Origin of the sequence: Kocuria sp. ICS0012 (assembly GCF_001665945.1) — a bacterium.
GTDB classification, from domain to species: Bacteria; Actinomycetota; Actinomycetes; order Actinomycetales; family Micrococcaceae; genus Kocuria; species Kocuria marina.
The window spans coordinates 49,102-73,669 of sequence record NZ_LZMM01000033.1 but is presented as its reverse complement, the minus strand read 5'-3'; the positions used below and the strand labels follow the sequence as shown (position 1 = coordinate 73,669).

The 24,568-nt window shown below is 69.1% G+C and carries 22 protein-coding genes; 20 read left to right on the top strand and 2 right to left on the bottom strand.

All coding sequences use genetic code 11. The features are described from left to right. The first annotated feature begins 18 nt into the window (after positions 1-18). The 15 genes from A5728_RS04840 (at position 19) to dapF (ending at position 16,143) form a co-directional block, all read left to right on the top strand. Positions 19-1,422 carry a pitrilysin family protein gene (locus A5728_RS04840; protein ID WP_082943244.1) on the top strand — a complete coding sequence of 468 codons (1,404 nt, stop codon included), beginning with the start codon at positions 19-21 and terminating at the stop codon, positions 1,420-1,422. An 11-nt stretch (positions 1,423-1,433) separates the two neighbouring features. Beyond that, the gene (gene dapB, locus A5728_RS04835) at positions 1,434-2,192 is read left to right on the top strand and encodes a 4-hydroxy-tetrahydrodipicolinate reductase (protein ID WP_064845960.1); all 759 of its coding nucleotides are present in this window, start codon (positions 1,434-1,436) and stop codon (positions 2,190-2,192) included. Further along, positions 2,189-2,824, top strand: a complete 636-nt coding sequence (locus A5728_RS04830; RefSeq protein WP_064845959.1) for a hypothetical protein — start codon at positions 2,189-2,191, stop codon at positions 2,822-2,824. The genes dapB and A5728_RS04830 overlap by 4 nt, the downstream gene beginning before the upstream one ends. Positions 2,825-2,833: 9 nt before the next feature. Then, positions 2,834-3,769, top strand: a complete 936-nt coding sequence (dapA, locus tag A5728_RS04825; protein ID WP_064845958.1) for a 4-hydroxy-tetrahydrodipicolinate synthase — start codon at positions 2,834-2,836, stop codon at positions 3,767-3,769. A gap of 15 nt (positions 3,770-3,784) precedes the next feature. Then, positions 3,785-5,479: a ribonuclease J gene (locus A5728_RS04820; RefSeq protein WP_064845957.1), complete on the top strand. Its 1,695-nt coding sequence runs from the start codon at positions 3,785-3,787 to the stop codon at positions 5,477-5,479. An 82-nt stretch (positions 5,480-5,561) separates the two neighbouring features. Next, positions 5,562-8,501, top strand: a complete 2,940-nt coding sequence (locus A5728_RS04815; RefSeq protein WP_064845956.1) for a DNA translocase FtsK — start codon at positions 5,562-5,564, stop codon at positions 8,499-8,501. Further along, positions 8,498-9,130 carry a CDP-diacylglycerol--glycerol-3-phosphate 3-phosphatidyltransferase gene (pgsA, locus tag A5728_RS04810; protein ID WP_064845955.1) on the top strand — a complete coding sequence of 211 codons (633 nt, stop codon included), beginning with the start codon at positions 8,498-8,500 and terminating at the stop codon, positions 9,128-9,130. Before A5728_RS04815 ends, pgsA begins: the two co-directional genes overlap by 4 nt. Further along, positions 9,127-9,624: a CinA family protein gene (locus A5728_RS04805; RefSeq protein WP_064845954.1), complete on the top strand. Its 498-nt coding sequence runs from the start codon at positions 9,127-9,129 to the stop codon at positions 9,622-9,624. The genes pgsA and A5728_RS04805 overlap by 4 nt, the downstream gene beginning before the upstream one ends. A gap of 149 nt (positions 9,625-9,773) precedes the next feature. Continuing rightward, positions 9,774-10,199 (top strand): helix-turn-helix domain-containing protein, encoded by a 426-nt coding sequence (locus A5728_RS04800; protein WP_064845953.1) that lies wholly within the window; start codon positions 9,774-9,776, stop codon positions 10,197-10,199. A 161-nt stretch (positions 10,200-10,360) separates the two neighbouring features. Continuing rightward, a complete protein-coding gene (locus A5728_RS04795; RefSeq protein ID WP_064845952.1) occupies positions 10,361-10,582 on the top strand; it encodes a DUF3046 domain-containing protein in 222 nt (73 codons plus the stop codon). Between the two features lie 167 nt (positions 10,583-10,749). Then, positions 10,750-11,895: a recombinase RecA gene (gene recA, locus A5728_RS04790; protein ID WP_064845951.1), complete on the top strand. Its 1,146-nt coding sequence runs from the start codon at positions 10,750-10,752 to the stop codon at positions 11,893-11,895. Between the two features lie 17 nt (positions 11,896-11,912). Next, a complete protein-coding gene (locus A5728_RS13460) occupies positions 11,913-12,677 on the top strand; it encodes a regulatory protein RecX (RefSeq protein ID WP_082943242.1) in 765 nt (254 codons plus the stop codon). Positions 12,678-12,751: 74 nt separating this feature from the next. After that, on the top strand, positions 12,752-14,257 hold the full coding sequence (gene miaB, locus A5728_RS04780) for a tRNA (N6-isopentenyl adenosine(37)-C2)-methylthiotransferase MiaB (RefSeq protein ID WP_064845950.1): 1,506 nt from the start codon (positions 12,752-12,754) through the stop codon (positions 14,255-14,257). 7 nt (positions 14,258-14,264) lie between these two features. Next, a complete protein-coding gene (gene miaA, locus A5728_RS04775) occupies positions 14,265-15,206 on the top strand; it encodes a tRNA (adenosine(37)-N6)-dimethylallyltransferase MiaA (RefSeq protein WP_064845949.1) in 942 nt (313 codons plus the stop codon). Beyond that, on the top strand, positions 15,199-16,143 hold the full coding sequence (gene dapF / locus A5728_RS04770) for a diaminopimelate epimerase (RefSeq protein ID WP_064845989.1): 945 nt from the start codon (positions 15,199-15,201) through the stop codon (positions 16,141-16,143). Before miaA ends, dapF begins: the two co-directional genes overlap by 8 nt. A 207-nt stretch (positions 16,144-16,350) precedes the next feature. On the opposite strand, the gene A5728_RS04765 is transcribed toward dapF, so the two are convergent. Continuing rightward, a complete protein-coding gene (locus A5728_RS04765; protein WP_064845948.1) occupies positions 16,351-16,968 on the bottom strand; it encodes a class I SAM-dependent methyltransferase in 618 nt (205 codons plus the stop codon). Positions 16,969-17,054: 86 nt separating this feature from the next. On the opposite strand from A5728_RS04765, the gene hflX reads away from it, so the two are divergent. After that, a complete protein-coding gene (gene hflX / locus A5728_RS04760) occupies positions 17,055-18,758 on the top strand; it encodes a GTPase HflX (RefSeq protein WP_064845947.1) in 1,704 nt (567 codons plus the stop codon). Beyond that, positions 18,755-20,809 (top strand): ATP-dependent DNA helicase, encoded by a 2,055-nt coding sequence (locus A5728_RS04755; protein ID WP_197493098.1) that lies wholly within the window; start codon positions 18,755-18,757, stop codon positions 20,807-20,809. The genes hflX and A5728_RS04755 overlap by 4 nt, the downstream gene beginning before the upstream one ends. 237 nt (positions 20,810-21,046) lie before the next feature. Here A5728_RS04755 and lexA read toward each other — a convergent pair whose 3' ends face one another. Beyond that, positions 21,047-21,820 (bottom strand): transcriptional repressor LexA, encoded by a 774-nt coding sequence (gene lexA / locus A5728_RS04750; protein WP_064845946.1) that lies wholly within the window; start codon positions 21,818-21,820, stop codon positions 21,047-21,049. A gap of 280 nt (positions 21,821-22,100) precedes the next feature. Between lexA and A5728_RS04745 the strand changes: the two genes are divergently transcribed. The 3 genes from A5728_RS04745 (at position 22,101) to hisB (ending at position 24,561) form a co-directional block, all read left to right on the top strand. Further along, the gene (locus A5728_RS04745) at positions 22,101-22,532 is read left to right on the top strand and encodes a LysM peptidoglycan-binding domain-containing protein (RefSeq protein ID WP_082943240.1); all 432 of its coding nucleotides are present in this window, start codon (positions 22,101-22,103) and stop codon (positions 22,530-22,532) included. Positions 22,533-22,683: 151 nt separating this feature from the next. Beyond that, positions 22,684-23,787, top strand: coding sequence for a histidinol-phosphate transaminase (locus A5728_RS04740; RefSeq protein WP_064845945.1), 1,104 nt, complete (start codon positions 22,684-22,686; stop codon positions 23,785-23,787). A gap of 156 nt (positions 23,788-23,943) precedes the next feature. Beyond that, positions 23,944-24,561: an imidazoleglycerol-phosphate dehydratase HisB gene (hisB, locus tag A5728_RS04735; protein WP_064845944.1), complete on the top strand. Its 618-nt coding sequence runs from the start codon at positions 23,944-23,946 to the stop codon at positions 24,559-24,561. Positions 24,562-24,568 lie beyond the last annotated feature (7 nt).

The window sequence follows — 24,568 nt, the reverse complement described above, 5'->3', positions numbered from 1 at the left end:
GAGGGTGTTCGTTACTAGATGACAGTTGTTCACCTTCCCCTGAGGGCGGGCGATCCCGCGGAGCACGTCTCCGGCGGGGCCGCCCGCCTTCGGGCCTATTCGGCCACGGCGCAGGCGCCGGGCTTCACCCACGTGGTGCACGACGACGCCGAGGGCGCCGTGATCATGCGCACCGTCCTGCCGTGCGGGACCAGGGTGCTCACCGAGAAGATGCCCGGGCAGCGTTCGGTGTCCGTGGGGTTCTGGGTGAGCCTGGGCTCGCGTGACGAGGCCCCGGGCATGCTCGGTTCCACGCACTTCCTGGAGCACCTGCTGTTCAAGGGCACCTCCCGGCGCAGTTCGCTCGAGATCGCGGAGGCCTTCGACCGCGTGGGCGGGGAGTCCAACGCGTTCACGGCCCACGAACACACGTGCTACCACGCACGGGTGCTCTCCGAGCAGTTGCCCATGGCGGTGGACGTGCTCGCGGACATGTTCACCGGTGCCGTCCTGGACCCCGAGGAGTTCGACCGCGAACGCGGTGTGATCCTCGAGGAGATCGCCATGGACCGGGACGATCCCACGGACTTCGCGTTCGAACAGTTCAACGCCGAGGTGCTCCACGGGTCCGCGCTCGCGCGGCCCATCGCGGGCACCCCCGAGGAGATCCGCTCCGTGACCCGTGACGCGGTGTGGCAGCACTACCGCGGCTCCTACCGCCCCGAGAACCTCGTGGTCACGGTGGCCGGGGGCCTCGACCACGACCGCGTCGTGGAACTCGTGCGCGAGTCCCTGGCCCGCGCGGGCTGGGACCCGGACGCGACCGGTCACGCCGGTGCCCGGCGGGACTCCTCGCCGGCGCAGCTGACGCCCCTGGTGGGGACCCACACGTTCGAGCGCCCGGTCGAGCAGGCCCACGTGGTGCTGGGCGGCGCCGGACTGCAGTCGGGGGACGAGCGTCGCTTCGCGATGACCGTGCTCAACGCCGCCCTGGGTGGCGGGATGTCCTCGCGGTTGTTCCACACCATCCGGGAGCAGAAGGGGCTCGCGTACTCCACGTTCTCCTTCTCGGGCTCCTACTCGGACGCCGGGTTCTTCGGGATGTACGCGGGGTGCACGGGCGAGCGCGTGGACCAGGTCAGCGAGCTCATGCGCGCCGAGCTGGACCGGCTCGCCCAGGACGGGATGGATGCGGCAGAACTCGCGAAGGTCGAGGGCCAACTCAGCGGTGCCACGGTCCTCGCCCTCGAGGACACAGGGTCACGGATGTCCCGGCTGGGGTCCGCGGAACTGAAGACGGGCATCTTCATGGACGTGGACGAGTCCCTGCGGCGCATCCGCGCCGTGACGTCCGAGGACGTGCAGGCACTGGCCGCGCAATTGTCCGCGGACGCCACGGTGCGCACCGTGGTGGGGCCGCACGTCGAGCAGAACCAGGAATGAGACGGGATCAAATGAACGAGCAGATCAAGGTGGCCGTACTGGGCCGCAACGGACGCATGGGCTCCGAGGCAGTGAAGGCCATCACGGACGCCTCGGACATGGAACTCGTCGCGGCCCTCGGTCGCGGTGACGACCTGCAGGAGATCGTGAGCTCCGGCGCCCAGGTGGTCGTGGACCTAACGGTCCCGAGCGCCACGCGGGAGAACGTGCGCTTCGCCGTGGAACACGGTATCCACGCGGTCGTGGGGACCACGGGCTGGGACGACGCCACTCTGGCCGAGCTCGAGTCGTGGCTCGCCGATTCCCCGGACACGGGTGTGCTGATCGCCCCCAATTTCGCGGTGGGTGCGGTGCTCGCCATGAAGTTCTCCGAGATGGCCGCGGCGTTCTTCGAGTCCGTGGAGATCGTGGAGCTGCACCACCCCCAGAAGCTCGACGCCCCGTCCGGTACCGCGGCGCGAACCGCCGCGCTCGTGGCCGCCGCGCGCGAACGGGCCGGTGTGGCGCCGTCGCCGGATGCCACGGAATCCGATCCGCACGGCGCACGCGGTGCGGACCTGGACGGTGTGCACGTGCACTCGGTGCGGTTACGCGGGCTCGTGGCCCACCAGGAGACCCTGCTGGGCAACACGGGGGAGCAGCTGACCGTGCGCCACGATTCCTTCGACCGCGTGTCCTTCATGACGGGTGTGCTGTTGGGCGTGCGCTCGGTCGCGAAGCACCCGGGGCTGACCCACGGCTTGGACGGCTACATGGACCTGGGGCTGTGAGCCGCGCCCGTTCCTTCTCCGGTCTGCGCTGGTGGGCCACGGCCGTGATCGTGCTGCTCGTGATCACGGTGCTTATCCTGCCGATCTCCGTGGGCTCCAAGATCTGGCTCGTCGCCATGCTCGCGTTCGCCGCGGTGTTCACCGTGCTCGAGGTGGGTGCGAAGGGTCGTATCCTGGCCGCGCTCATGATCGGGCTGCTGGCCCTGTACCTCGCCTTGGCCCTCCACCGGGCGGTCCTGTTGCTCGGCACGGGGGGCTGGCTGCCCACCCTGCTGGGCGTGGCCATGCTCGTGATCCCCGCGGTGGGCACGTGGGCCATGGTGCGCGAGATCGTCTTCGGCGCCCGCACAGAACGCCTCGGCCGGGAACTCGCCGCGCGCGGTGAGCTTCCCGCGGACGATCTGCCGAGGACCCCGTCCGGACGGTACGTGCGGGCCGCCGCGGACGAGCACTTCGACGTCGTGCGCCGCGAGGTCGAGGCGTTCCCCGCAGACTGGGGCGGGTGGTACCGACTGAGCCTCGCGTACTCCGCGAGCGGCGACGGCCGGCGGGCCCGCAGGTCCATGCGCACCGCCATAGCCCTACATCGGGGGACGGATCCGGAAACGGTGCTCGCCCGCTCTGGGCGGTAACCTGTGGATATGACACACGACAGCGCACCTGCGCGGACGCAGCGGTCCGCGCCCATGTTCGGGTCCCTGCTCACTGCCATGGTCACGGTCTTCCACGACGACGGCTCGGTGGATCTCGAGGCCACGGGTCGCCTCGCCGAGCAACTCGTGGACGACGGTTGTGACGGTCTGGTGGTGTGCGGCACCACCGGTGAGTACTCCACCATGGCCGACCAGGAGAACCTTTCGGTCTTCCGTGCCGTCAAGGATGCCGTGGGCGGGCGCGTGCCGCTGCTCGCGGGGACCGGTTCGAACGACACCGAGCACTCTCGCTTCCTGTGCCTCGAGGCGCAGAAGATCGGGATGGACGGCCTGCTGATCGTCACCCCGTACTACAACAAGCCCAGCCAGGCGGGGGTCGAGGCGCACTTCCGTTCGCTTGCGGACTCCGTGGACACGCCCGTCATGGTGTACGACATCCCCGGGCGCTCGGGGATCCCGATCGAGCCCGAGACCATGATCTCTCTGGCCTCCCACCCGAACATCGTGGCCGTCAAGGACGCCAAGGCGGACTTCATGGCCGCCGCCCGGGTCATGGCCGAGACGGACCTGCTCTTCTACTCCGGCGACGACGGTCTCACCCTCCCGTGGATCGCGCTCGGCGCGTCCGGGCTCGTGGGTGTGACCACCCACATCGACACCCCGCGCTACCGCCAACTCGTGGACGCCTCCCTGGCGGGGGACCTCGAGACCGCGCAGCGGCTCAATGAGGAGTTGTTGCCGCTCGTGCGTGCCACCATGACCCGGATCCCCGGGGCCGTGGCCGCGAAGACCATTCTTCATTGGCAGGGCCGCCTGCCGAACAACACGGTGCGCTTGCCGCACGTGACACCCACACAGGCCGAGCTGGAGCAGATCCGCTCGGACCTGAGCACGTCGGTCATCGCCGACACGCTGACCACCTGAGATGAAAGGGGTCTCATGACCCATTGGAACACCACCGACCTCTCCGAACCGTCGGCACTCGCGAAGGACACCCTGCGAGTCATCCCCCTGGGCGGTCTGGGCGAGGTCGGTCGGAACATGACCGTGTTCGAGATCAACGGGCAGCTGCTCGTGGTCGACTGCGGTGTCCTGTTCCCCGAGGAAACCCAGCCCGGCGTGGACCTGATCCTGCCGGACATCAACCACATCCGTGAGCGCCTCGACGACATCGTCGCGATCGTGCTCACCCACGGGCACGAGGACCACATCGGCGCGGTCCCGTACCTGCTCAAGCGCCGCCCGGACATCCCCATCCTGGGCTCGCAGCTCACGCTCGCGTTGATCGAGGCCAAGCTGCAGGAGCACCGGATCAAGCCCTTCACCATGGCCGTGCGCGAGGGCCAGGTGGAGCGCCTCGGTGAGTTCGAGTGCGAATTCGTGGCCGTGAACCACTCCATCCCGGACGCCCTGGCAGTGTTCCTGCGCACCAAGGCCGGGACCGTGCTGCACACCGGTGACTTCAAGATGGACCAGCTGCCCCTGGACGGGCGGATCACGGACCTGCGTCACTTCGCCCGCCTGGGCGAGGAGGGTGTGGACCTGTTCCTCACGGACTCCACCAACGCCGAGGTTCCCGGGTTCATCGCGTCCGAGAAGGCCATCGGTCCCGTGCTCGCAGACGTGGTCGCCCGCGCCAAGCAGCGCGTGATCGTGGCGTCGTTCTCCTCCCACGTCCACCGCGTGCAGCAGGTGCTCGACGCCGCCGTGGCCAGTGGTCGCAAGGTCGTCCTGATGGGCCGATCCATGATCCGCAACATGGCGATCGCCGAGAAGCTCGGGTACCTGGACGTGCCGCCCAACGTGCTCGTGGACCAGAAGAAGGTGGGCGACTACCGGGACGACCAGATCGTCATCATGTGCACCGGTTCCCAGGGTGAGCCCATGGCCGCGCTGTCCCGCATGGCCAACGGGGACCACAAGGTCCAGGTCAACGCCGGGGACACCGTGATCCTGGCGTCCTCACTGATCCCGGGCAACGAGAACTCCGTGTTCCGCGTGATCAACGGGCTCATGCGCCTGGGCGCGGACGTGGTGCACAAGGGAAACGCCAAGGTCCATGTCTCGGGTCACGCCGGGGCGGGCGAGTTGCTGTACTGCTACAACATCGTGGAACCCGAGTACGTCATGCCGGTCCACGGCGAGATCCGGCACCTGATCGCCAACGGCAACCTGGCCCAGGAAACCGGCGTCCCCGCGGACCACGTGCTGCTCGCGGAGAACGGCACCGTGGTGGACATGCATTCCGGCGCGGCCAAAATCACCGGGCAGGTGGAATGCGGGTTCATCTACGTGGACGGCTCCTCCGTGGGTGAGATCACGGACGCGGACCTCAAGGACCGCATGACCCTCGGTGAGGAGGGCTTCATCTCCGTGATCACCGTGGTCAACCGGGACACCGGCAAGATCGTCTCCGGCCCGGACATCCACGCGCGCGGCGTGGCCGAGGAGGACACCGTGTTCAACGAGATCCGCCCCCGGATCTCCGCGGCCCTCGAGGACGCGCTCGGCGAGAGCGGCAAAAACCACACGACCCACCAGTTGCAGCAGATCGTGCGGCGCACCGTGGGCTCGTGGGTCTCCCGCAAGCTGCGGCGCAAGCCCATGATCGTGCCCGTGGTCGTCGAGGCCTGACGCCCCGAACCACCGCACTGAGCAGCGGCCCGCCTGGATCCGACTCCGGGCGGGCCGCTGCGCGTCCGGGTACCCTGGGGGCATGGCGTCTCGAACTTCCCCCGCGCGCTCCTCGAAGGCCTCCGGCAGGTCCTCGAGTTCCGCGCGTTCCCCTAAGAACGGCAAGAAGGCCCCCGCACGGTCCACGTCTGCACGCTCCGGATCCACGGGGCCCTCGGCCGGTTCCACCGCCCTGCACGGGGTGGTCAACGCGTGGTCCGGCGCCGGACACGTGGTGGGGGCCGCGGTGCGCCGCGTGGGGACCGTGCGCACGGACATGGCTCCCGAACAGCGCCGCGACGGCGGTGCGCTCGTGTGGCTCGTGCTCGCCGTCGTGATCGCCGCGGTCGAGTGGTGGAACCTGCGCGGCGTGGACCTCGCGCTCGTGGCGATCCCCGCGTCCTGGGTGCACGCGATCGTGGGCGGGACCTTCGGGTTCATGGCCCTCGTGCTGCCCATCTTCTGCTTCTTCTTCGCGATCCGCGTCTTCCGTCACCCCGAGGCCACGCAGGCCAACAACCGCATCGCGATCGGTCTGCTCGCGCTGTCCGTCGCCGGCGCGGGCACCGCGCACCTGCTGGGCGGCGCGCCCGGTCTGGGTGACGGGTTCGACGCCGTGTGGCGCGCGGGTGGTTTCGTGGGTTTCCTGGCCGCGGACCCGTTGGCGTCCCTGATCACCCGGTGGGGCGCGCTCGCGGTGTTCGTGCTGCTCGCGGCGTTGGCCGTGCTCGTCATGACCGCCACGCCCGTGGGGGAGATCGGGCCGCGCCTGCGCGAGCTCTACCGCCGTCTCACGGGCCAGTACGAGCCCCGCGCGACCGACGTCACCGATCCCGCGCACGACCGCTCCTACCTCGATCCCACCCGGCCCACGCGCGAGAAGCGCTCCCGGCGCTCCGAGCGACGCAAGCAGCGCCACGAGCTGGAACGCTACGACGGTGACGAGGCGTTCGAGCGCGCTGTCGTGGGCGAGGCCAACCGCCGCGAGGCACGGGACGCGGGATCGACGAGCGTGTTCGACGTCGGCTCGCACGCGGAGCGCTCCGCGCGCCGGGGTTCTGCCGGTGGGTCCTCCTCCGTGCGCGACGCCGCGCAGGCGGCGGGCTCCACCGCGGCGTCCGAGGTCCAGGACACCGACGCGATCCCGACCCCGGAGGCCGCCTTGCGCCCCGGCGAGAAGCGTCCCACCAAGTCCCAGCGCGCCGCGCAGAAATTACGCGAGGAGCAGGGGATCGCGCCCGCGGCGGATACCGCGGCGGCGTCGGACGCGCCCGCCCTCAAGGTGGACGATGACGCCCAGCCGCGCACCCACACGCCCGCGACACCCATCCCGGCCCGCTCCGAGCAGCTCAAGCTGCAGGGCGACGTCGCCTACAGCCTCCCGCCCGTGGCGGACCTCGTGCAGGGCCCGCCCGCCAAGGAACGCTCCGAGGCGAACGACCAGGTGGTCCGGGCGCTCACGAGCGTGCTCGAACAGTTCAAGGTGGACGCCGAGGTCACCGGCTTCTCGCGCGGGCCCACGGTCACGCGCTACGAGATCGAACTGGGCTCCGGGACCAAGGTGGAGCGCGTCACGGCGCTGTCCAAGAACATCGCGTACGCGGTGGCGTCCGCGGACGTGCGGATCCTCTCGCCCATCCCGGGCAAGTCCGCGATCGGCATCGAGATCCCCAACACGGATCGTGAGACCGTGGCGCTGGGGGACGTGCTGCGCTCGCAGAAGGCCCGGGCGTCCGAACACCCCATGATCATGGGCGTGGGCAAGGACGTGGAGGGCGGCTTCGTGCTCGCGAACCTCGCCAAGATGCCGCACATGCTCGTGGCCGGTGCTACCGGTGCGGGTAAGTCCTCGTTCGTGAACTCCATGATCGTCTCGATCCTCATGCGCTCCACCCCGGACGAGGTGCGCCTGGTCATGGTGGACCCCAAGCGTGTGGAACTCACCGCATACGAGGGCGTGCCGCACCTGATCACCCCGATCATCACCAACCCCAAGAAGGCCGCCGAGGCCCTGCAGTGGGTCGTGCGGGAGATGGACGCGCGCTACGACGACCTCTCCCACTTCGGGTACAAGCACATCGACGACTTCAACAAGGCCGTGCGCAACGGGAAGGTGCAACCCGAACCCGGGTCCAAGCGCACCATCCGCCCCTACCCGTACCTGCTGGTGATCGTGGACGAGCTCGCGGATCTCATGATGGTGGCCCCGCGGGACGTCGAGGACGCGATCGTGCGGATCACCCAGCTCGCGCGTGCCGCAGGCATCCACCTCGTGCTCGCCACGCAGCGGCCCTCGGTGGACGTCGTGACCGGTCTGATCAAGGCCAACGTCCCGTCCCGGATGGCGTTCGCGACGTCCTCGGTCACCGACTCCCGCGTGGTGCTGGACCAGCCCGGTGCGGAGAAGCTGATCGGCCAGGGTGACGCCCTGTTCCTGCCCATGGGTGCGTCCAAGCCCATGCGTGTGCAGGGCGCGTGGGTCTCCGAGTCGGAGATCCACAAGGTCGTGGAGCACGTGAAGTCGCAGATGAGCACGCACTACCGCGACGACGTCGTGCAGGAAGCGCCCAAGAAGACGATCGACGAGGACATCGGGGACGACCTCGACGTCCTGCTTCAGGCCGCCGAGCTGATCATCACCACGCAGTTCGGGTCCACGTCCATGCTCCAGCGCAAGCTGCGCGTGGGTTTCGCGAAGGCCGGGCGGCTCATGGACCTGCTCGAGTCACGCGGCGTGGTCGGGGCGTCCGAGGGGTCCAAGGCACGTGACGTCCTCGTCAAGCCGGACGACCTCGCCGCGACCCTCGCCCTGATCCGCGGCGAGGAACCACCCGCGCAGAGTACACCGGCCGCCGCAGACGGTGCGCTCGCGGCGTCGGCGTCCGGCGAGGACCTCGTGGCGGCGTCGCTGTCGAACGTGGCCCACGACTACCACGACGGGTCCGACCAATCCGAGGATGCATGGGAGTTGACGGGACGATGACGGTTAACGACGGCGCGGCGGCGCCCGGGGCGCCCGCCCCCAACGCCTCCAACTGGAACCTGCCGAATGCCCTGACGGCACTGCGGATCGTGATGGTCCCGTTCTTCGTGTGGTTCCTGGTGGCCGGGGGGACCCACGGCCAGGACTCCATGGGCATGCGCTGGGCCGCCGTGGTCACGTTCGGGCTCGCGATGCTCACGGACAAGCTCGACGGGGACATCGCCCGGGCGCGCAACCTCATCACGAGTTTCGGCAAGATCGCCGATCCCATCGCGGACAAACTGCTCACGGGTGCCGCGTTCGTGGTGCTGTCCATGCTCGGGGAGCTGTGGTGGTGGGTCACGATCGTGATCCTGGTGCGCGAGTGGGGCATCACGCTCATGCGATTCGTGGTGATCCGCTACGGCGTGATGGCCGCGTCCAAGGGCGGCAAGACCAAGACCGTCCTGCAGACCGCGGCGCTGATCGCCCTGCTGCTGCCGCTCACCCCCTTCGTGGGGCAGTGGTGGTTGTGGTTCGCATGGGTGCTCACCGCGCTCGCGTTGCTTGCCACCGTGATCACGGGCATCGACTATGTGATCAAGGCCGTGCAGTTGCGCAACCGGGCCGTGCGCGGGGATGCGGCGTGACAGAGAACCGGCCGGGGTACGACGCCGCGGAGCTCGTGCGCCGCGCCGTCGCTCGCGGGGTCACGGTGGGCACGGCCGAATCTCTCACCGGGGGCGCGCTCGCATCCGCGATCGTGACCGTGTCGGGTGCCTCGGCGTGTTTCGAGGGAGCGGTCGTGAGCTACTCGCACGCCGTCAAGGAACGCGTGCTGGGTGTGTCCCACGAGCTGCTCGAGGAACGCGGCGCGGTGGACCCGCAGGTCGCGGTGGCCATGGCCCGCGGTGCGCGCGAGCGCCTGGGCGTGGACTGGGCCGTGTCCACCACCGGGGTCGCCGGGCCGGAACCGCACGACGGACACCCCGTGGGAACCGTCTTCGTGGGGATCGCGGGTCCGGGTGTGGAGCGGGTGGAGCGTTTGGATCTCAGCGGTGACCGGGCCGAGATCCGGCAAGCCACCGTGGGCCGCGCGCTTGACGCATTGACGACTCAAATCTCATTCCCAGCCAACGCCTAGTGTTTTTAGGCCGCCGAGCGGGAACAATCGAACACGTAAGCCCGTTATGGATATCAGAGGTTGAGCCCGATGGGCTCAAGAGGCCTCGACCACTGCGTCGTCAGCGATGCAGAAGGCCCCGTCAATTCGTACGAGGAGAAGCAATTCACATGACGAAGCAACCCGTGTCTGTCAATGGTGTTGTCCGTTGGAAGGACGTGGGTGTGTCCGATGAAGCTCACGGGAAAACCAATGATGTCAAGGTCGGTGTCCTGCGTCAGGAGATAGGCGAGGTGCTGCGCAACGTCCGCCAGCGTCAGGGCCGGACCCTGCGCGAGGTCTCGCACAGTGCCCGCGTCTCGCTGGGGTACCTGAGCGAGGTGGAGCGAGGACAGAAGGAAGCCTCCTCCGAATTGCTCGCGTCCATCTGTGCGGCACTGGACATCCCGATGTCCCAGATGCTGCGCGAGGTCGCGGACCGTCTCGCCTACGCCGAGGGCACGTTCATCCCTGACACCGTGCCGTCCGAGCTCACGGAGGAGTTCACGCGGGAGATGCGTCAGTTGCGCGGTGGCACCGCCGCCGGCGCGCACTGAGTCAGACCCCGCTCGCTGCGGCCGAACCGGCCGCGGTGCACCAGACCAACGAACGGACCCGCCCTGTGGGCGGGTCCGTTGCTCATCGCAGCACCGTGGGGTCCGCACAGCGTGGAGAGTTAGCGGATCTATGCAGCGTCGATACCGAGGAGAAGTCGTTCATGCGAGTCAGTGCGTTCTGGGACCTGATGTCCCACGAATTCGGGGCGGTGTACAGCCGGGTTCTCGCTCGAGATCTGGTTTTAACCGAGTTGGGTGAGCGCACGGCCGCGGAGGCCCTCGAGTCCGGGACGGACCCCAAGACGGTGTGGTTCGCGGTGTGCCGCGCCCAGGAGATCCCCGAGTCCCGGTGGTGGGGTCCGGATCAACCGCCCCGGCGCTGAGTTCGCCGTGGGCGGCGTGCGCCACGCCGTCTTCGAAGGTATATTCGAATCAGCTCACGCGCGCTCCACAACCCGTCCGGTCGCTTATGGCTGTCGGACCCCCTTTGTACCGTGGAACGTGAAGACATCGACAGGGCCGCCCCGGCCCCCGAGAACCGAGGTGAAACATGGCAGCCAAGTCCAAGGGCGCACCGGCACCCTCTCAGGTGGCCGGATCCGATCGTCAGAAGGCACTGGACACCGTCCTGTCCCAGATCGACAAGAACTACGGCAAGGGATCGGTCATGCGGCTGGGGGATCGCCCCGCCAACAAGATCGAGACCATCCCCACCGGTTCCATCGCGCTGGACGTCGCACTGGGTATCGGCGGGTTCCCCCGCGGCCGTGTCGTGGAGATCTACGGCCCGGAATCCTCGGGTAAGACCACCGTGGCCCTGCACGCCGTGGCCAGCGTCCAGAAGGCCGGCGGGATCGCCGCCTTCATCGACGCCGAGCACGCGCTGGACCCGGTCTACGCCGAGAAGCTCGGTGTGGACACGGACAACCTGCTGGTGTCCCAGCCGGACACCGGTGAGCAGGCGCTCGAGATCATGGACATGCTCGTGGGTTCGGGCTCCATCGACATCATCGTGATCGACTCCGTGGCGGCCCTCGTGCCCAAGGCGGAGATCGAGGGCGAAATGGGCGACAGCCACGTGGGTCTGCAAGCCCGGTTGATGTCCCAGGCTCTGCGCAAGATCACGGGTCGGTTGTCCCACACCAACACCACCGCGATCTTCATCAACCAGCTGCGCGAGAAGATCGGCGTGTTCTTCGGCTCCCCGGAGACCACCACGGGTGGTAAGGCGCTGAAGTTCTACGCCTCCGTGCGCGTGGACGTCCGCCGGATCGAGACCCTCAAGGACGGTGCGAACCCCGTGGGTAACCGCACCCGCGCCAAGATCGTCAAGAACAAGATGGCCCCGCCCTTCAAGCAGGCCGAGTTCGACATCCTCTACGGTCAGGGCATCTCCATCGAGGGCGGCCTGATCGACATGGGCGTGGAACACGGCATCGTGAAGAAGTCCGGTGCGTGGTTCACCTACGAGGGGGACCAGCTCGGCCAGGGCAAGGAGAACTCGCGCCGCTTCCTCAAGGACAACCCGGAACTCGCCCAGGAGATCGAACGCAAGATCCTGGTCAAGCTCGGGATCAGCGAGGACCCGGACCAGGCCTCCCAGGACATGGAGGGGTTCGGCGACGATCCCCAGGACCTGGATCCGGATGCCCCGTTCGCACCGGCCAAGGACGAGACCGAACTTCCGGCATTCTGAGCTGACGCCGTCCCTTCATGACTGAGTCCGAACGCTATGGTTCCCGGCGCCGCCCGGCCGCCGATTCCCATTGGGGCCCGGCGGCGCCGCCCGCGTCCACGGAGTCACCGGGTGAGGCGGAGGCCGATCCCCGCGAGGTCGCCCGCGCGATCGTCCTGCGCCAGTTGAGCGCATCGGCCAAGTCGCGGCGCCAGCTCGAGGACAAACTCGCGGACCGCAACGTCCCCGAGGACGTCGCCCGGGAGGTGCTCGACCGGTTCGAGGAAGTGAACCTCGTGGACGATCGGGCCTACGCGGGGATGTTCGTCAGGTCCCGCGCCGAGACCCGCCGGTTGTCCCGCTCGGCTCTGCGCCGGGAACTCGCGCAGCGCGGGATCACGGGTGAGATCGCGGACGAGGCCCTCGAACAGCGCTCCGACCACGACGAACTGCGGGACGCCCACGTCCTCGTGCGCAAGAAGTTGCCCGCCTCCTTGGACCCGTCGGACCGCAAGGAACGCGACCGGCTGATCCGCAGGCTCGTGAGCATGCTCGGACGCAAGGGGTATCCGCCGGGACTCGCGTTCGCCGTGGTCAAGGAGGAGCTGGGCGCGCTGAAGTCCTCGGCGGAGGAGTTCGAATCGGAGGAGTCCGCGGGTGACGAGTTCGCCGGCGACGAGTTCTCCGCAGACGGGTTCCCAGGAGACGGCTTCTCGGGAGATGACTACGCCGCGGGCGGGTCCACAGTGGGCGGGCGCGATCGGCCGGACCCGGACGACGCCCACGTGTGGGACACGCCCTGATCGGTGCCCCTTTGGCCGTGGACGGCCGAGTTCCAGCAATTTGACCCCGTCCCTAAAATGGTGAGGTGACTCAGATGCCCCATGCCGTGCAGGAACCCGTGATCGCCACCGATGCACCCGCCTACGAGGTGCGCACTCTCGGATGTCAGATGAACGCCCACGACTCCGAGCGCATCACGGGACTGCTCGAGAGCGCCGGATACGTTCCCGCGGTGAACCGTGATCCGGACCTGGTCGTGTTCAACACGTGTGCCGTCCGGGAGAACGCGGACAACAAGCTGTACGGCCAGCTGGGTCAGCTGGCCCCCGTCAAGCGGCGCAACGAACGGTTGCAGATCGCGGTGGGCGGCTGCCTCGCCCAGAAGGACCGCGCCACTATCGTCGATAAGGCCCCGTGGGTGGACGTGGTCTTCGGGACCCACAACATCGGGTCCCTGCCGGTCCTGCTGGAACGCGCCCGGCACAACGAGCAGGCCCAGGTGGAAATCCTGGAAGCCCTCGAGACGTTCCCGTCGGCACTGCCGACCAAGCGGGAACAGGCCTACGCGGGGTGGGTGTCCATCTCGGTGGGGTGCAACAACACGTGTACGTTCTGCATCGTCCCCCAGCTGCGCGGCAAGGAGAAGGACCGCCGTCCCGGGGACATCCTCGCCGAGGTCCAGGCGCTCGTGGACTCCGGTGCGGTGGAAGTGACCCTGCTGGGGCAGAACGTGAACTCGTACGGCGTGGAGTTCGGTGACCGCGGTGCGTTCGCCAAACTGCTGCGCGCCTGCGGGGACATCCAGGGGTTGGAGCGGGTGCGCTTCACGAGTCCGCACCCCGCGGCCTTCACGGACGACGTGATCGATGCCATGGCGGAGACCCCCAACGTGATGCCTCAGTTGCACATGCCGCTGCAGTCCGGTTCGGACCGGATCCTCAAGGACATGCGGCGCTCGTACCGTTCCAAGAAGTTCCTGGGCATCCTGGACCGGGTGCGTGAGCGGATCCCGCACGCCGCGATCACCACCGACATCATCGTGGGCTTCCCAGGGGAGACCGAGCAGGACTTCCAGGACACCCTGGACGTCGTGGAGGCCTCCCGGTTCTCCTCCGCGTTCACCTTCCAGTATTCGGTGCGCCCGGGCACTCCCGCCGGGGAGATGGCGAACCAGGTCCCCGCCCCCGTGGTGCAGGAACGCTTCGAACGGTTGACCGCCCTGCAGGACCGAATCAGCGCGGAGTTGAACCGCGAGCTCGTGGGCGCGCGCACGGAGGTGCTCGTGAGCGCCCAATCGGGCCGTAGATCGGAAGCCACGCACCGACTGAGCGGGCGGGGCCCGGATCAGCGGCTCGTGCACTTCAGTGTCCCGGACGGAGCCGCACAACCGCGCCCGGGTGATTTCGTCACGGTTCCGGTGACCGGGGCCGCCACGTACCACCTGCTCTCGGACCCGCGGGACGCGAACGAGTACAGCGTACGGCGCTCCCGCGGCGGGGACGCGTGGGAGGCCGCCCAGGCGGAATCGTGTGGTGTGCCGTCGTCGTCGGGCAAACCCGCCGCCGTGGGGCTGGGCATGCCGTCGCTGCGGAAGCCCTGAGCGCGGTATGACCCGGGGGACGCAACGCCCGGTCGTGGCGGTCGTGGGGCCCACGGGGACCGGGAAGTCGGACCTCGGGATCGCGATCGCCCAGCGCGTGGGCGGGGAGATCGTCAACGCGGACGCCCTGCAGTTCTACCGGGGCATGGACATCGGGACCGCCAAGCTGCCCCCGGAGGAACGCGGGGGAGTGCCGCACCACCTGCTCGACATCTTGGACCTGCACGAGGAAGCGTCGGTCGCCGCGTTCCAGACTCGCGCTCGCACCGTCATCGCCGAGATCGAGGAACGCGGCAACGTGCCCGTCCTCGTGGGCGGCTCGGGACTGTACGTGCGCGCGGTGCTCGACCACATCGAATTCCCCGGAACCGATCCGCAGCTGCGAGCGCGGGTCGAAGCCGAGCTGCACGAGCACGGGCATGCCCGCATGCTGCAGCGGCTCACAGACGTGGATCCCGAATCAGCGGCCACGGTCAAGGACGACCGCAGACTGGTCCGGGCGATCGAGGTGCATCGGCTGACCGGACGGCCCTTCACGTCGTTCATGCCCGAGCGCCGGTACGTGCGGCCCACGGTGCAGATCGGTCTCGCCATGGAGCGGGACGTGCTCAACGAGCGGGTGGCCCGCCGCGTGGACACCATGCTCGAGCGGGGGTGGCTGGACGAGGTACGAGCGCTCGCGGCCCGGGGGCTGCGCGAGAGCCCCACCGCCGGGAAGGCCCTGGGGTACCCCCAGTTGCTCGCGGTGCTCGACGGCACGAGTACGCTCGAGCGCGCCCGGGACGAGACCGTGACCGCCACCCGCAGGTTCGTGAAGCGCCAGCGCACGTGGTTCCGGGCGGATCCTCGCGTGCACTGGTTGCGCGCGGACGATCCCGCGGGACCGTCCGCGCTGCCGGAACGGGCAATGGACGTCGTCCGGGCTCAGTATGATGGCGGCGATGACTGACACGACCGAGGGGACGGTAGGCAGCGTGAACTGGCAGGAACTGGCGGGCGTGCGCGTGACCAAGGCGCACGGCACGGGAAACGACTTCGTGGTCTTCACGGACCGGGACGGCACCCTGGACGTCTCACCGGACACGGTCGCGGCGGTGTGCGATCGACACCTCGGGCTGGGCGGTGACGGCCTGATCCGCGCCGTGCGCACCGAGCACGTGGCCGATGCCGGCGAGCTCGCCGAAGCGCACCCGGACGTCGAGTGGTTCATGGACTACCGCAACGGGGACGGTTCCGTGGCGCAGATGTGCGGTAACGGGGTGCGGGTGTTCGTGGACCACCTCGTGCGCGAGGGGCTCGTGAGCCTCCCGCGCGGTTCCCAACTGCGCATCGGCACGCGCGCGGGGATGCGCACCGTGGTTCGTACGTCCGACGGCTACGCCGTGGACATGGGTCCGTGGAGCTTCGAGGACGGGGACGCCGCGCGCGAGCGCGGTTCGGATTGCCTCGTGAATGCGGAGGGCCTCACGGTCCCGCGCCCGGGGGTGTCCATCAGCATGGGCAATCCCCACACGGTCGTGGCCCTGTCCGAGGGCGAGAAGTTGGACGGGCTGGACCTACACACCGCGCCCGTCGTGGAACCCACCCCTCCCGAGGGGACCAACGTGGAGTTCGTGGTGCCCTCGGACGACGGCGATTCCGAGTTCGGTCGCCTCGAGATGCGCGTCCACGAACGGGGTGTCGGCGAGACGTACTCGTGCGGCACGGGAGCGTGCGCGGCCGCGGCGGCCACCCGGTTCTGGGGCGGTCCCGACTCCCCGGACCGCTGGTTCGTGCGCGTCCCCGGGGGCGTGCTGTCCGTGACGTTCGTGCCCGCCCCGGACGGCACCGAGCATGTCGTCCTCGCGGGTCCGGTGCGCGTGGTGGCCACCGCCCAGCTCGTCTGAGTCGGTCGCGTTCGTGCCGTGGTGGGCTGAGTCGGGAGGGCCTCGCCGCGCGGCCCTGTTGCATGCATCGTCCGACGACGACGCTGCGCGCCGGCTCCCGGAGCGGCACCCTTGGCTCCTGTTTTCGACCCAACGCCCGGGGGTATAGGTTCCAACGCCGTACACGCGACCCCGGTTCCCGGCCCGGCATGCGTGCCTCCGCGCGCCTCAGGCGCGCTGGACAGTGATGACGCGGAAGCCCTTGTCGGTTGCGGCCCGGTCCACGCAATACCCCTCACCCAGGGTGGCCGCGAGCCAGCGCTGCAGTGAGTCCCCACCCAGGTTCTTCTGTACCACGAGCCACGCCGTACCACCGGGCGCGAGGCGGGGGAGCCACATCATGAGGATGTCGTGCAGTTCCTGCTTCCCCACGCGGATCGGCGGGTTGGACCAGATGGTGTCGAACGTACGATCCGCGGGTACGTCCTCGGGTAGATGGGTCTCCACGCCCGCGAGACCCAGCTCCCGCGCGTTTGCCGCAGTCAGCCGCAGGCTGCGTTCGTTGACGTCCACCGCGGTGACCGTGGCACTCGGTGCAGCGAGCGCGAGGGCCAGGGTGATCGGCCCCCACCCGCACCCGATGTCGAGCAGGTTCCGCCCGTGCGGATCGGGCACGTTGCGCAGCAGCGCGGCGGTTCCCTTGTCCAGGTCCGAGGGGGAGAAGACCCCCGCGGCCGTCCCCACGTCCACGGTGCGGCCCCGCAGCTCCACGGTGATCCGCCGCGGTTTCTCCGCGACGGACGGGTCGGACACGAAGTAATGCTGCGCGGGATTCTCGGGGGCCATGGCTCCACATGCTAGTGCCCCCGCCCGTCGTGTCAGTGCCCGGCGCTAGACTTGGTCAACCGTCTCCAGCCATAGATCAAGGAAATATGACGCAATCTCACCAGCACCAGAATCCCGCTCCGAAGCAGCCCGGACACTCCGCGGAACTGACCGGACCGGAACTGGAGGACGTCGTCTCGCGTGTCCTGGCCCGTGCGCGCACACGCTCCGAACCCACCCACGTCCACGACGCCGGTCAGGACGTCTTCGACGATGAACGGGGCGTCCACGGCGCCCGCGACCACGACGCGTCGTATGCCGCGGGTGGCGGACACGATCACCTGGGCCGCGCCCGTGAGCTCGCGGACGAGGACCACGTCCACGTCGAATCCGACGGCGATCAGCAGGACCTCGCCGAACGTCACGCGCTGCGCCGTGTCGCCGGGCTGTCCACCGAGCTCGAGGACGTCACCGAGGTCGAGTACCGGCAGCTGCGGCTCGAGCGCGTCGTCCTGGCGGGTCTGTTCTCGAGCGGGACCCTGGCCGATGCGGAGAACTCGCTGCGTGAGCTCGCGGCGCTCGCGGAGACCGCCGGTTCCGAGGTCATGGACGGTCTGCTGCAGCGGCGCGTGACCCCGGACCCCGGCACGTACCTCGGCTCGGGCAAGGCCCTGGAACTCAAGGACGTGGTGGCCGCGACCGGTGCGGACACCGTCATCGTGGATGCCGAGCTCGCGCCCTCGCAGCGTCGTGCCCTCGAGGACGTCGTGAAGGTCAAGGTCATTGACCGCACGGGTCTCATCCTGGACATCTTCGCCCAGCACGCCAAGTCCAAGGAGGGCAAGGCGCAGGTGGAGCTGGCGCAGCTCGAATACATGCTCCCGCGTCTGCGTGGTTGGGGTGAGTCGCTGTCCCGGCAGGCCGGTGGCCGTGCGGCCTCGGGTGAGGGCATCGGTAGCCGTGGTCCCGGTGAGACCAAGATCGAACTGGACCGGCGCCGGATCCGCCAGCGCATGGCCAAGTTGCGTCGGGAGATCGCGGCCATGAAGCCGGCGCGTGAGACCAAGCGACTCAACCGCAAGCGTCATTCCGTGCCCTCGGTCGCGATCGCGGGGTACACCAACGCGGGTAAGTCGTCTCTGCTCAACCGGTTGACGGATGCCGGGGTCCTCGTGGAGAACGCGCTGTTCGCCACGCTGGATCCCACGGTCCGCAAGGCCGAGACCCCGGACGGGATCGGCTACACGCTCGCGGACACCGTGGGCTTCGTGCGCTCGCTGCCCACCCAGTTGGTCGAGGCCTTCCGCTCCACCCTGGAAGAGGTCGCGGACGCGGACGTCATCGTGCACGTGGTGGATGCCTCCCACCCGGATCCGGAGGGTCAGCTCAAGGCCGTACGGGACGTCCTTACGGACGTGGGGGCCAATGACATCCCGGAGATCGTGGCCCTGAACAAGGCCGACATCGCGGATCCCGTGGTGCTGGGCCGTTTGCGCAATCACGAGCACCCGTCGGTGGCCGTGTCGGCGCGCACGGGAGAGGGCATCGAGGAATTGCAGCGGTTGATCTCCTCCGCTATTCCGCGCCCAAACCACGACATGGAACTGCTCGTGCCCTACGTTCACGGCGAGGTGGTCTCCCGGCTGCACGCCCAGGATGCCGAGATCCTGCGCACGGAACACACTCCCGAGGGCACGCGGTTGCGTGTGCGCGTTCGCGAGGAACTCGTGGGCGAACTCGAGCCCTACCGCGTGGCGGAGCCCGGGAGCCCGGCCGCCGCGCCCACCGCGGAGGATCCCGCCGGAGCATGAGCGCATCGTTCGTCGACGAAGCGGGGCACGACCTCTCGGACGTCCGCCCCGAAACGCTGCCCGGCGCGGTGGACACGCTCGAGCTCCTCGACTCCGCCGTGACCGCGCTGGGCGGGCAGCGCCGGGAGGGACAGCGGTTCATGGCGGCCAAGGTCGCCGAGGCCCTCGAGACCGGCCGGCATCTGTTGGTCCAGGCAGGGACCGGTACGGGTAAGTCGCTCGCATACCTCGTCCCGGCCCTGCGTCACGCCCGCACCGCGGACAAGCCCGTGGTCGTGGCCACGGCCACGCTGGCCCTGCAGTCCCAGATCACGGGCCGGGACGTCCCCCGCTTGCTCGACGCGCTCGAGGACGAACTGGACGACCGCCCCGTCGTCGCGCTGCTCAAGGGCCGCTCCAACTACGCGTGCCTGCACAAGGTCGAGGGCGGCTACCCGGACGACGACGGCGCCCTGTTCGACGTCCCCGGTTCGGGACCCGCCGCAGGGGGCGCGGATCGCCCCCTCGGTGGCTTGGCCCAGCAGGTGCTGCGGTTGCGGGAATGGGTCGAGACCACCGAGACCGGGGACCGGGACGACGTCCAGCCGGGTGTCACGGACGCCGCGTGGCGGCAGGTCTCCGTGACCGCTAAGGAGTGCCTGGGGCGCAAGTGCCCCCTCGTGGAGGAGTGCTTCGCCGAGCGCGCCCGGGCCGAGGCCGGCGAGGCGGACGTGGTGATCACCAACCACGCGCTGCTCGCGATCAACGCGTTCGAGGGGCTCGCGGTCCTGCCCGAGCACGACGTCGTGATCGTTGACGAGGCCCATGAGCTGCGGGACCGGGTCACGGGTGCCGTGACCGCGTCGCTGTCCGCCGCCGCGATACGAGCGGCGGCCACGGCCGTGCGCAAGCACACCGCGGCGTCGAGCGATGCACTCGAGAAGGCCGCGCAGGCCTTCGATCTCGCCTTCGACCCCGACCCGTCCGGACTCTTGCCACGAGGCTTCACTGAGGAGCAGGTCTACGCGGTCGGTGGCGTTCAGGATGCCGCGCGCACGGGGCTCAGTGACACCAAGGGCGATTCCAAGGGCGAGGACGCGGCACGTCACGCGGCCCGCTCACGATTGTCCGAGCTGCTGGACACCGCCGAGCGCATGCTGTCGGCGGACACCGCCCATGACGTCCTGTGGATCTCCCGCGTGGGTCGCTGGTCGCCCACCGAGGGATACGTGGGAGCGTCCGAAGGCGAACCGGCGACCCTGAACATCGCGCCGCTCAGCGTCGCGGGGCCCCTGCGGGAGGGGTTGTTCGACGGGCGCACGGTCGTGCTGACCTCGGCGACCCTGGCCGTGGGGTCATCGTTCTCGTCCACGGCCGGGGCTCTCGGCCTGCAGGGCCCGGGGTCCCCCGCGTGGCGGGGCGTGGACGTGGGCAGCCCCTTCGACTACCGCCGCCAGGGCATCCTCTACGTGGCCAAGCACCTCGCGAAACCCGGCCGTGGCGTCTCGGAGGAGCAACTCGAGGAACTGCTCGGGCTGCTCGAGGCCTCGGGCGGCGGCGCGCTCGGTCTGTTCTCGTCCCGCCGGGCCGCGGAGGACGCGGCGGAGGCGTTGCGCGATCGTACAGAGCTGCCCATCCTGTGCCAGGGGGACGCCTCCCTGCCGTCCCTGGTCAAGGAGTTCACCGACGATCCCTCAGCGAGCCTGTTCGGAACCATGAGCCTGTGGCAGGGAGTGGACGTGCCGGGACAGTCATGCCGACTGGTCGTGATCGACCGGATCCCGTTCCCGCGCCCGGACGATCCCCTGGGCACCGCCCGTACACGCGCGGCCGAACGGGCAGGCGGCAACGGGTTCATGTCGGTCTCGGCCACCCACGCCGCGGTGCGCCTGGCGCAGGGCGCCGGCCGACTGATCCGTGCGAGCGGGGACAAGGGCGTCGTCGCCGTGCTGGACTCGCGGCTCGCCACGGCGCGCTACGGGTCCTTCCTGGCCCAGTCCCTCCCGCCGCTGTGGCCCACCACGGACCGCTCGACCGTTCTCGGGGCGTTAGAGCGATTGGCGCGCTCCTGAGCGTTCGACGTCGCTGTGCTCACATCCGTGGTGCCGTCTAGGGAGACGCGCGTTGAGTGCCTCCGTGCTCCCCGCCGGATCATGCGCGGGTCGGCGCACGGTGTTACGGCGCGCGCCGCAGCCCTGTGAGCGCGGGTCCGTGGTCCGGAGCGCGAGCACGGGCGGTTCCGAGGCGGTGCACGCCGCCGGGTCCCGCGTGACGCGACGCGCGGGACCCGGAACCGTTCGGAGGGCGAGCTACAGGGAGCGGAAGACCGAGACGACCTTTCCCATCACGGTCGCGTGATCACCCAGGATGGGTTCGTAGCGGGTGTTCTGGGGCAGCAGCCACGTGTGGCCGTCGCGCTGGCGGAAGGTCTTGATGGTCGCTTCGTCGTCCAGCAGGGCAGCCACGACGTCCCCGTTCTGCGCGGAGTTCTGTTGGCGCACCACGACCCAGTCGCCGTCGCAGATGGCTGCGTCGATCATGGAGTCCCCGGAGACCTTGAGCATGAACAACTGGCCGTGACCCACGAACTGCCGTGGCAGGGAGTAGACCTCCTCGACCGATTGTTCGGCGGTGATGGGGCCACCGGCGGCGATGCGCCCCACGAGCGGTACGGGGACCATGGCGTCGTCGTCATCCGCGGCGGGCAGGTCGCCCATGGTGTGCACCGCGGGGGACGCGGCGCCCGATGCGCGGGTCGCCAAGGATTCCACGGAACCCGCGGGCTCGTCGGCCGGCCCCAGGTGGCGGTCGAGTTCCTCCGCGCTCAACGGGCGCAGGACCTCCATGGCGCGGGGTCGGCGCGGATCCCGGCGCAGGTAGCCCCACTTCTCGAGCTGGCCGAGCTGATGGGTCACGCTGGACAGGGACGCCAGACCCACGGTGTCACCGATCTCACGCATGGACGGCGGGTAGCCGCGCGTGGTGATGCAGCGCTGCACGGCACCGAGGATTCGTGCTTGTCGAGGGGTGAGCGTGCGCGGGCGTCGGTCGGACGCCTGCTGATTCGGGGAAGAAGTGCTCACGTGCGGGGTCCTTTCACCGTCCACGCTGTGCACACCCTGCGGTGGGCTGCGGAGGCCGCTTATGCGTGTCGGAGACGTGGGGTCAACTAACTCCTGTGTGACCTCGAGCTTAACCCGCGCGCGTCCCCGGGTTCAAATATGTGTTCGAAAAGGTCCTCGACAGCATTCGTACACCCGTGCTAGAACTGTGGGTAGAGATTCGAAAATGTGTTCTAAATACGCTCCGCGTTCGAACACCGCCACCTTCGGGTGGATCCGGTCAGATCACCAGGAGGTAGCCATGACCGCTCTCACCTTGTCGCGATCCGTTCGTTCCGCCACGGCTGCGTCCTCCGCCGCCGTGCGCGCTCGTACGTCGGCCCGCGCCGCGTCCGTCCAGGCCGCCCCGCGCGCCGCTCGCTCGCCGCTGCAGCTCACCCGCCGCGGCCGGTTCTTCCTGATCGGGCTGCCCTTCGTCACGGGAGCGGCGGCCCTGTTGGTGGTCGCCGCTGTCTTCCTGCTGCCGCCCACGGTCAAGGCATCCACGGAACCGGCGGGGGCGCCCGTGACCCACGGTGTCACGGTGCAGGCGAACCAGACCCTGTGGGAGATCGCCGCCGTCGCGGACCCGCAGCGGGACACCCGCGAGGTCATGAACGACATCGCCGAGCTCAACGGTCTGACGTCCTCCACCCTGCACACGGGTCAGGTCCTGGAGGTCCCGTCCCGCTGACGGTGACCCGTCGGTGACGTGATCCGTCGGTGCCAAGTGAGCGACTCCTGGTGCGCCGACAAGCTCCGGGCGGTGTCACGACTGGTCCGGGAATCGACACACCGTGAGACGTCGTGTGACCGGATATGCGCCGAGTCCATAGACTGGTCTGGTGAATTCTCGTGATGATTCCCTCGAAGCCCTTCCGCTGCGCGACGACCTGCGGGGCCTGTCTCCCTACGGTGCTCCCCAGCTGGAAGTCCGTGTCGCACTGAACACCAACGAGAACACCCATCCGGTTCCCGAGCCCGTGGTTCGGGCCATCACGCGGCGCGTTACCGATGCCGCGGCGTCCCTGAACCGCTACCCGGACCGGGACTTCACCAATCTGCGGACCACCCTAGCGTCCTATCTAGGTCACGAGCTGACCGAGGACAATCTGTGGGCCGCCAACGGGTCCAACGAGATCCTGCAGCAGATCCTGCAGGCCTTCGGTGGGCCGGAGCGCTCCGTGTTGAGCTTCGTCCCCACGTACTCGATGTACCCGTTGCTCGCCCTCGGGACCGGAACGCGGTTCATCGCGGGGGAGCGCGCCGCGGACTTCTCCCTGTCCGCGGAGTCGGCGGCTCGCCAGGTGGGGGAGCACGCCCCGAACATCGTGTTCCTGTGCTCGCCCAACAACCCCACCGGGACCGCGCTCGGACTGGATGTCGTCGAGGCCGTGTACGAGGCGGGGGAGGACCGCAACACCATCGTCGTCGTGGACGAGGCCTACGCCGAGTTCGCGCGCTTCGGAACCCCCTCGGCGCTAACCCTGCTTCCCGGCCGTCCCCGGCTCATCGTCACGCGCACCATGAGCAAGGCGTTCGCGTTAGCGGGTGCACGGCTCGGGTACTTCGCCGCGGACCGCTCCGTCGCGGACGCTATCCGCCTCGTGCGCTTGCCGTACCACCTGTCCTCGGTGACCCAGGCGACCGCACTGGCCGCACTCGAACACCACGAGACACTGCTCGGCACGGTCGAGGACATCAAACTGCAGCGCGACCGGATCGTGGACGAGCTCAAGAGACTGGGCCTGACCCCCGCCGAATCCGATTCCAACTTCGTGTTCTTCGAGTGCGGCGGGGACGCCCACGCCATGTGGCAGGGTCTGCTCGACCAGGGCGTCCTCGTGCGGGACGTGGGGATCCCCGGCCACCTACGGGTCACCGCCGGGACGGAAGCGGAGACCACCGCGTTTCTCGAGGCCGTGGAGTCCTACCTCGCCCGGTCCTGAGCCGGACCGTCCGGGCCAAGATTCTGAGCCGGCCCGGCTCGTCTCGAACCGTGGGACCGGTCGGGCCGCGGCCCCATGGTCCCACCCCAGCCATCTAGACTGGACCCGCCCGCCGAGCCGTCGCCGGGCGCCGTCCCCGAGGAGATGTCGTCTTTCATGAGCGCAGTCGAGAACCACCGCACCGCCACGGTGGAACGCGTGACCAGTGAATCCAGCGTGCGCGTGAGCCTGGACCTGGACGGGACGGGTACGTCCTCGATCGAGACCACGGTGCCGTTCTACAACCACATGCTCACGGCACTGTCCAAGCACTCCCTGATCGACCTGGACATCCAGGCCCACGGGGACACGGACATCGACGTCCACCACACGGTCGAGGACACAGCGATCGTCCTGGGTGATGCGCTGCGCCAGGGACTCGGGGACAAGCGGGGGATCCGCCGTTTCGGGCAGGCCACCGTGCCGCTCGACGAGGCACTCGCGTCCGCCGTGGTGGACGTGTCCGGGCGGCCCTACGTGGTGCACACGGGTGAACCGGAGGGCCAGCAATACCACTTGATCGGTGGTCACTTCACCGGGTCGATGACCCGCCACGTCTTCGAGTCCCTGGCCTACCACGCCCAGTTGTGCCTGCACGTGGAAGTGATCCGCGGCCGTGATCCGCACCACATTGCCGAGGCCCAGTTCAAGGCGCTTGCGCGGGCGTTACGCGAAGCCGTGGAGCCCGACGCCCGCATGGCCGGCGTGGTCCCGTCCACCAAGGGCGCCCTGTGAGCGGGGC